Below are 8,379 nucleotides of genomic sequence, written 5' to 3'. Positions count from 1 at the left end.
GCGTGTAGTTCAGGCCGGCGCCCACATAAGGCCGAATCTTGCCCGCTGCATTGAAGTAGTACTGCAGCAGCAGCGTGGGTGGAAGCACGTTCACGCCGCCAAGTGCGCCCGCATTCGATGTCACCTGAGGATGAAATGACGATCACCGCGCGCCCTTCGGCGGCGAGCGCGTGGATAAGGAAATAGATATCGCGTTTTGCGCCGACATCGACACCGCGCGTGGGTTCATCGAGCACGACTACGCGCGGATCGGGATGCAGGAATTTCGCCAGCGCAAGTTTTTGCTGATTGCCGCCTGACAACATGCGCGCGCGGCTCGCAAGATTGCCCGTGCGGATACCGAAGTCCTGTACGGCTTTTTTGAGCGCATCGCGTTCGGCGCGGCCATCGAGCAGCGGATGCGCGTAGCGTTCGAGCGTCATCATGGTGAGGTTGTCCTTGAGCGCCATGTCGACGTGCAGGCCGCGGCCCTTGCGGTCTTCGCTCAAGTACGTGATGCCGTTTTTCATGGCTGCGCGCGGGTTGCGCGGATTGATCTGGACGCCTTCCAGTTCCATGCGTCCCGCGGTCAAACCCCGCAAACCGATGAGTCCTTCGAACAGTTCCGTACGCCCCGCGCCCACGAGTCCCGCAAAGCCGAACACCTCGCCCGCGCGCACCGAGAAGCTGACGTTCTCCGCCCAGCCGGGAACGAAGGCGTTATCGACCTTGAACGCAATGGGCGCATCCGTTGCAAGCGGCGGTTTGTCGGGGAACATGTCCGATACCTCGCGCCCGACCATCTGGTTCGCCATCTGCTGGCGCGATGTTTCGGCCGTCGGGCTGCGCGTGACGAAGCGGCCGTCGCGCATCACGATCACTTCATCTGTCACGCGCTCCACTTCGTCGAGCTTGTGCGAGATATAGACGATCGTCACGCCGTCCTCTTTAAGCCGCGCCATCAATGCGAAGAGGCGCTGCGTTTCCGAGGGCGTGAGCGTCGCGGTCGGCTCGTCCATGATCAGGAGACGTGCATCGCGCAGCATGGCTTTCGCGATTTCGACGAGCTGCTTTTCAGCGACGATCAGATCGCGCACGCGCGTGTCCGGATGCTGGTGCAGGCCGACATCGGCGAGACGCGCACGGGCGGCCTCACGCATGGTGGGTTCATCGAGGAAAAAGCCGCGCCGCTTCTCATGGCCGAGAAACATGTTCTGCACAATGCTCAGATGATCCGCAAGATTGAGCTCCTGATGGATCAGCACGATACCTGCGGCTTCGGCGTCGCGGGAACTGCCGAACGACTGGACGACACCGTTGATCGACAGCGTGCCCGTGGTCGGACGTTCGTAGCCAGCGAGAATTTTCATGAGGGTCGACTTGCCCGCACCGTTTTCGCCGAGTAGACCATAGACGCGGCCGGGCGCGAGATCGAACGTGACGCCGTGCAGCACGCGCACGGGTCCGAACTGCTTGGCGATGTTATCGAAGCCGACAGCCAGGCTCATGTCACGCGCTCCTTCGAATCATCAGCTTGTGCGGCAGCAGCACGCCGGGCACGTCTGCATGCGGATCGCGCAGGCGCTTGAGCAGCAGGTTCGCCGCTGTCTCGCCGAGCTCTCGCATGGGCTGCGCGACCGTGGTGAGCGGCGGATCGATTTGCGCGGCGACGGCGATGTCATCGAAGCCCATCACCGCCATGTCGTCGGGGACGTGCAGGCCAGCGCTGCGCAAGCCGTTGATCACACCGATTGCCAGGGTATCCGACACGGCGAACACGGCCGTCGGACGGTTGCGTCGAAGGCGTGCGAGCGTGTGTGCGGCGGCTTCGCCCGCGGCGTAATCGAGCGTATCAAGGTCGATGTGCCATGCCGGATCGGCATCGATACCCGCCGCGCTCAATGCATCCCTGTAGCCTTCCGCGCGCTGCCGCCCGTATAGATAACCGTGGCCCGAATTGATCAGCGCAATCTTCTTGTGACCGCGGCTGAGGAGATGGCGCACGGCATCGCCGGCTGCCTTGTGATTATCGATGCCTACGTAGGGCACGCCCGCCGCCGGGTCGAACTCGCAGCATGCGACCCAGGGGAGCGCCGATGCTTCTTCGGCGAGGGCTTTTTGCACGGCGGCCGAGTCCAGGCAAATGGCGCCGTCGGCGCGGCGGCCGCGCAGCAAGTCGAAGTAGCTGCGCTCGCGGCCAGGGTCCGCACCCGTGTCGCACAGCAACATGAAGTAGCCGTTCTGGCGCGCGATGCTGTCTATGCCTTGCACGATCGCCGAGTAGAACGGGTTGCCGAAGTCCGGGACCATGGTGAGCAGCAGGCGGCTCTCCGCAGTGCGCAGGTTGCGGGCAAGTTCGTTGACACGGTAGCCACTCGATGCGATCGCCGCCAGGACCCTTTCGCGGGTCGGCTCGCGCACGTTGGTGTGGCCGTTGAGCACGCGGGAGACCGTTGCAACGGATACGCCCGCCTTCCGCGCGACATCGGAGATCGAGATTTCATCGGCGATGCGAAACGATTCGGGCATGGGCGAGGGTTTTCGTTCGCACGATGGGGGGATGTAATGGATTACATTATTGGGCGGGGTTGGGGGGTTAGCGATAGGGACAAACGCCAAGGGTGGGGCGTTGGCACTTGGGTTTTTTGAGGGGTGGACTTGGTGCTGGGTTGCTGCTTTTTACGCTATCGCGCGGTTTATTTTGGCTGATTTCTTTAGCACTATTAGCCACTGTCCGTGGCGGGACTTCATTTCTTTTTCCAACGGCGAAAAAGAAACGAAGCAAAGAAAACGCCTCCCAACCGCTAATTCTTAAGTGTCCCGAGCGTGCACGTTTAACTGTTTGGTTCTTCAGAAGAACGCTCGACGCCGCAATCAAGAACACTTGAAACCCTCCCCCTCCGTCAACAGCAACCCACACGCTTCGCCACCAGTGTGGGAATCCGTTAACCAGGCTTCCGCGCTACGCGCACTGGCGCCCAAACGAAGGTTGGCGGCACTGGTTTACAGGTGCCTGTCCAAGGAAATTTATGGCCCACCCCGCGTTGAGGGCGCAACGCGGAGTGAAACTCCCTATCGCACCAGGCTCGGTTTCTTGTTGTCGAACTTCCAGTTCGGAATCAGGAACTGCATCGCTACCCCGTCATCTCTCGCCCCAAGCCCATGCTGCTCGTAAAGCGCGTTCGCCTTCGCAAGCTCATCCATGTCGAGTTCAACGCCCAAGCCCGGTTGCTCCGGTACCCTCACCTTCCCCCCAACGATTTGCAGCGGTTTGCGCGTCAGGCGCTGGCCGTCCTGCCAGATCCAATGGGTATCGATCGCCGTGATTTTTCCCGGCGCCGCCGCCGCTACTTGCGTGAACATCGCAAGCGAAATGTCGAAGTGGTTGTTCGAATGCGATCCCCATGTAAGTCCCCACTCGTTGCACATCTGCGCAACGCGAACCGAACCCTGCATCGTCCAGAAATGCGGGTCGGCAAGCGGGATATCGACGGACTGCAACTGGATCGCATGGCCCATCTGGCGCCAGTCAGTCGCAATCATGTTGGTGGCAGTCGGCAAACCCGTCGCACGGCGGAATTCGGCCATGACTTCTCGTCCCGAATAGCCGTTTTCCGCGCCACATGGGTCTTCTGCGTATGCCAGGACATGGTGCTGGTCGCGGCACAGACGGATCGCCTCGGCCAGGGACCACGCGCCGTTCGGGTCGAGCGTGACGCGTGCCTTCGGAAAGCGTTCAGCCAATGCAGTGACGGCTTCGATCTCGGCATCGCCGGAAAGGACGCCGCCCTTCAGCTTGAAATCGTTGAAACCATAACGCGCCTGCGCCGCTTCGGCGAGCCGGACAACGGCTTCGGGGGTCATCGCTTCTTCAGTGCGCAAGCGGTCCCAGTCGTCGTTGCCATCGGCGCCGCTCGCGTACGGCAGATCCGTCTTGTTGCGGTCGCCGATGTAGAACAGATAACCAAGCATCTCGACTTCGTCGCGTTGCTGGCCTTCGCCCAAAAGCGCCGCGACCGGTACACCGAGGTGCTGACCGAGCAAGTCGAGCAGCGCGGCCTCGAGTGCCGTGACGGCGTGGATCGTCGTGCGCAGGTCGAAGGTTTGCAGACCACGGCCGCCTGCATCGCGGTCGGCGAACTGCGTGCGCGCCTTGTTGAGGATCGCCTGCAAATTGCCGATGGATTGACCGACAACCAAGGGGCGTGCGTCGTCGATGGTCTTGCGGATCGACTCGCCGCCCGGCACTTCGCCTACGCCGGTGTTGCCGGCGCTATCGGTGAGGATCACGATGTTGCGCGTGAAGAACGGACCGTGCGCGCCGCTCAGGTTCATCAGCATGCTGTCGCGGCCGGCGACGGGAACGACGCGCAATTCGGTGACGGTCGGGGTGGCGTTGGGTTTGACTGAAGTCATCGACATGGTATTTAAGACCCGAAAAGGTGAAGGGATCAAAGCGCTTTGCTCGGTACGTGGCCGCCCATTTTTTCGCGATTGATCCGGCGGTTACGTGTCAGGAAGCAAGCGGCGGCAGCAATCAGTGAAGCGAAGCCGAGGCCGTAGAGTCCGCCCGTGATCGAGCCGGTATGTTGCTGCAAATAACCGAAGGTAGCCGGCGCAAAAAAACCGCCGAGATTGCCTACCGAGTTGATCAGCGCAATCACGCCGGCGGCCACGCGGGCATCGAGGTAACCCTGCGGAATCGGCCAGAACAATGAAGCAGCGGCCTTGAAACCGATCGCTGAAAAACAGATCGCGACAAACGACAAAACCGGATTCCCCGACGTCGATGCAAACAGTCCGCACGCGGCTATGACCAGCGCGGCGGCAAGCCATGCTTGCTGGAAGCGCCATCTGGCGGAGAGAAGCGCGAAGCAATATATTGCGGCCATCGCGATCAGCCACGGCACCGCGTTGAACATGCCGACCTGGAAATCGCTCAGTCCACCCATCTTTCGAATGATGGTCGGCAACCAGAACGTTGCCGCATAAATGGTCAGTTGGATTGCAAAGTAAAGCAGGCAGAAAAGCAGGATCTGCGGGTCCTTGAGAAGCTTGAGCGTGGGCAGATGGTGGCCGCCGCCCACCGCTTCGCGCTCGGCCTGTTCGTTCGCGATCGAACTTGAAAGCGCGGTTTGCTCAGCAGGACTGAGCCATTTCGCGTCGCTGATATGCGACTTGAGCAGCATCCAGCTCACGCCGCACAACACAATCGAGAATCCGCCTTCGATCAGAAACATCCACTGCCAGCCGTGAAGCCCGAAGCCGCGAATGGAGAGAAGCGAACCGGTGATCGGACCCGACAGGACCGATGCCAGCGCCGAACCGCCGAGGAACACGGCAACGGCCTTGCCGCGCTCTTTCTGCGGAAGCCATTGCGTGAAGTAGAACACGACGCCCGGAAAGAACCCCGCTTCAGCGATACCGAGCAAGAAGCGCAGCACGTAGAACGACGTGTCGTTCCAGACAAACGCCATCGCTGCCGCGACGATGCCCCACGTCCCCATGATCCGCGTCAGCCAGACGCGTGCGCCGTATCGCTGCATCAGGACATTGGAGGGCACCTCGAAGAGCGCATAGCCGATGAAAAACAGCCCGCTTCCCAGGCCATAAGCCGCAGCCCCGATGCCGAGATCCGCCTGCATGTGCGAATTGACGAAGCCGATGTTCACCCGGTCGATGTAGTTCGCAATGAACATGATCAGGACAAGCGGCAAGACATGGCGCTTTACCTTCGATACAGCCGATTCGAGCACATGGTTTGTGGGCGTGTGTAAAGCGGGCGTCAAGATTGTCTCCAAATGTGCCGTATCGACGGCTCGGGTCTTACTCGGAACGCCGCGCGCTCGACAGCCGGTTCAAAACCAACAAGTCGTCTAAATGTTGTCTGACGACAGTCTACTCTTCGGTGAAAATTCGTCCAATGTCGTGTTTACCCTATCCGGCTAACTAACAGCAACATGGCCATAAGCAATATACTCGCTCAAACGCAAAGTTCGCCGCAGACGAACTAGGACGTCTGATGACAATTAACGTAGATGTCTTTAGCTGGAGACGACATGGAAACCCAAACGGCAGCAAGCGCCGCGCAACGCAATCCCGGAACCGCAGATTCAAGCCTGGCCGGTGAAAACGAGATCTACTCGTTAATCACACGCAGACTACTGCCCGTACTGCTGACAGCGTTCTGCATCGCCTACCTGGACCGCATCAATGTCGGTCTAGCCAAGCTCCAGATGGCCTCCGATCTCGGTTTCAGCGACGCGGTGTACGGATTCGGCGCAGGCATCTTCTACCTTGCGTACGCGATCTTCGAAGTACCGAGCAACCTGATCATGCATCGCGTGGGCGCGCGCCGGTGGATCGCTCGGATCGCGGTATCGTGGGGACTCGTTTCCATGTGCATGCTGTTCGTGCGCACGCCCGCGTCGTTCTATGCGCTGCGATTGCTGCTCGGCATGGCCGAATGCGGCCTGTTTCCAGGCATCATCCTGTACCTCACCTACTGGTATCCGGCTCACCGGCGCGGGCGCATCGTAGCCCTGTTCATGGCCGCCCTGCCCATTTCCGGACTGGTCGGCGGCCCGCTTTCAGGCTGGATCATGCAGCGCTTTGCCGGCATGTCCGGGCTGCACGGCTGGCAATGGCTCTTCTTCATCGAGGCGCTGCCGGCTGTTGCGATCGGCATGGTCATATGGTTCGTGCTTCCTGATCGCGTGAACGACGCCAGGTGGCTGACCGACGATCAAAAGCGCGTGATCGCGCGGAATATCGCAACTGAAAATGCCGAGAAACCAAGCGCGAACACCAGCAGCGTGTTCACCAATCCGCGCATATGGCTGATGAGCCTGATGCTCTTCGCGTTTGCTACGGGAAACATGGGCATCAGCTTCTGGTTGCCGACCATCGTGCAGCGTGCAGGCCATGGGAGCTCGCTAAGCGTGGGTCTCCTGACCGCCATCCCTTACGCCTTCGCCGCAGTTGCAATGATCGCGTTGTCGATGAGCTCCGATAAACGGCGTGAACGGCGCTGGCATCTGGCGCTCCCCGCGTTTGCCGGGGCCGCGCTTCTTGCGTTGAGCACGGTCTGGAGCAACGACCTCACGATGACGATCGTCACCATGACCGCAGCCTCCATGTGCGTGTTTGCAGTCGCACCGCTGCTCTGGGCCCAACCCACTGCCTTGCTGAGCGGTAGCGCCGCGGCCGCCGGCATCGCCATGATCAGTTCGCTCGGCAACCTTGCCGGCCTGTTCTCGCCTTCGTTGTTCGGTTATCTCACCGTGCGCACGCACAGCACGTCGGCCGGCATGTTCTTGCTGGCAGGTTTCATGCTGCTGGGTGGCTTGCTGTCGCTGGTCACGCCAGCTCGTCTGGTCAACAAGTAAGTCTGGTCGAATGACTCCGTTCATCGCAAAGCTGGAGCCGCATACATGAGCATCCTCACCGACAAAGTCATTGCAACCGTGTCCGGCGATATCCAGCGCGGCACGCTGCGCCCAGGCGACAAGGTTCCGACTGAAGTCGCGCTGATGAAGCAATTGTCGGTCAGCCGTTCAGTCGTGCGGGAAGCGATGTCGCGCCTTCAGGCTGCGAAGATAGTGGAGACGCGTCACGGGATCGGCACGTTCATTCTCGATACAAACCAGGCGGAGACGTTGCGTTTGCCGGCATCCGACCTGTCGGACATGCTGGATGTCATGGCCATCATCGAGTTCCGCATCGATATGGAAGCCGCAGCGGCGGGTCTTGCCGCGGGCAGGCGCACGCAACAGCATCTGAAACTGATCGATGCAGCGCTCACGCGCTTCGAGGCCGAACTCGAACGCGGCAGCACGGACGTGGTGGCACACGACGTGGAGTTCCACATCCAGATTGCACGTGCGAGCGGGAATCGTTATTTCTTCGATGTCCTAAGCCAGCTAGGCCGTGCAGTAAGTCCGCGCACGCGGCTGGGATCGACGGAAATTGCGGAGCTTGACCGTGTGGTTCATCTTCGCAGTGTCCTGGCGGAGCATCAGCAGATTTACCGGGCGATCGTGCGCCAGGATGCCGACGATGCCCGCGCCGCAATGCGGATGCACTTGAGCAACAGCCGCGAAAGACTGCGGCGGGCGCACGCGCAGATCTGAAAAACCAAATCCGCGGTGCAAACGGGAAACGGGCGCATACTACGTCCCCGCTCCCTCCCGTCCCGTTCAATGCCCGGTTATCTGACCAAGCAGCAAAACATCACCGTCACGGGCGTCGACGACCTCATCATCCGTTCGCTGCTCGACCTGCAGCAATTCTCCGACCCTTTGGGCGACGCCGAACGCGTCGGCATCTCGTCCGCGATGTGGCCGCTTTTTGGCATGCTGTGGCCATCGGGCGCGCATCTGGCCGCGCGGCTCGCGCTGA

Annotated in this window: 6 protein-coding genes and 2 pseudogenes; 3 read left to right on the top strand and 5 right to left on the bottom strand. The window is 60.8% G+C overall.

Annotated features, from left to right (window positions below; genetic code table 11):
- The 5 genes and pseudogenes from ACRXB1_RS23825 to ACRXB1_RS23805 all read right to left on the bottom strand — a co-directional run.
- On the bottom strand, positions 1-88 hold an 88-nt coding region (locus ACRXB1_RS23825), incomplete at its 3' end, for an OmpW family outer membrane protein (protein WP_449493424.1).
- Positions 89-128: 40 nt separating this feature from the next.
- A pseudogene (locus tag ACRXB1_RS23820) lies at positions 129-1,487 on the bottom strand (sugar ABC transporter ATP-binding protein); the annotation flags it as partial.
- Between the two features lies 1 nt (position 1,488).
- A complete protein-coding gene (locus tag ACRXB1_RS23815) occupies positions 1,489-2,508 on the bottom strand; it encodes a LacI family DNA-binding transcriptional regulator (protein ID WP_449493423.1) in 1,020 nt (339 codons plus the stop codon).
- Positions 2,509-3,051: 543 nt separating this feature from the next.
- Complete coding sequence (gudD, locus tag ACRXB1_RS23810; protein WP_449493422.1) at positions 3,052-4,401, bottom strand: glucarate dehydratase; 1,350 nt, start codon at positions 4,399-4,401, stop codon at positions 3,052-3,054.
- Positions 4,402-4,430: 29 nt separating this feature from the next.
- Positions 4,431-5,768, bottom strand: a complete 1,338-nt coding sequence (locus ACRXB1_RS23805; RefSeq protein ID WP_449493421.1) for an MFS transporter — start codon at positions 5,766-5,768, stop codon at positions 4,431-4,433.
- Between the two features lie 270 nt (positions 5,769-6,038).
- Between ACRXB1_RS23805 and ACRXB1_RS23800 the strand changes: the two genes are divergently transcribed.
- The 3 genes and pseudogenes from ACRXB1_RS23800 to ACRXB1_RS23790 all read left to right on the top strand — a co-directional run.
- Positions 6,039-7,367, top strand: coding sequence for an MFS transporter (locus ACRXB1_RS23800; protein WP_449493420.1), 1,329 nt, complete (start codon positions 6,039-6,041; stop codon positions 7,365-7,367).
- Positions 7,368-7,412: 45 nt separating this feature from the next.
- A complete protein-coding gene (locus tag ACRXB1_RS23795; RefSeq protein WP_449493419.1) occupies positions 7,413-8,111 on the top strand; it encodes a FadR/GntR family transcriptional regulator in 699 nt (232 codons plus the stop codon).
- 69 nt (positions 8,112-8,180) lie between these two features.
- Positions 8,181-8,379, top strand: a pseudogene (locus tag ACRXB1_RS23790) (class I SAM-dependent methyltransferase); the annotation flags it as partial.

Source organism: Caballeronia sp. M23-90, assembly GCF_053574605.1.
This window is presented reverse-complemented; position numbering and strand designations above follow the sequence as displayed.